Origin of the sequence: Massilia mucilaginosa (assembly GCF_011682145.1) — a bacterium.
GTDB lineage: Bacteria > Pseudomonadota > Gammaproteobacteria > Burkholderiales > Burkholderiaceae_D > Telluria_A > Telluria_A mucilaginosa.
In genome coordinates this window covers 1-219 of record NZ_WHJH01000404.1, presented here as the reverse complement: position 1 = coordinate 219, position 219 = coordinate 1, and the positions used below count along the sequence as shown (strand labels likewise).

At 59.8% G+C, this 219-nt stretch carries 1 protein-coding gene; it reads right to left on the bottom strand.

Annotated features, from left to right (window positions below; translation table 11 throughout):
* The coding region (locus F2P45_RS35355) for a transposase (protein WP_187367282.1) at positions 1 to 219 on the bottom strand (219 nt) is incomplete at both ends.

Below are 219 nucleotides of genomic sequence, written 5' to 3'. Positions count from 1 at the left end.
GCGTATCGGGGAAGTGGTGGCGAATCCGCTTCAGAACGCGCCGCATGATCATCGCGTTCTCTTCGCCAAATGGTCGCCTTCCGGGCCGCAGTACCGCCGCGATCAAGCCGCCCGACTGGCCGTCGAAGATCATCAGTGGCAAGTAGCAGGTCGAACCATAATGGTGGTTATAGAACGCCAGCGGCTGCTGGCCGTAACACGCATCCTCGGAATGATCCA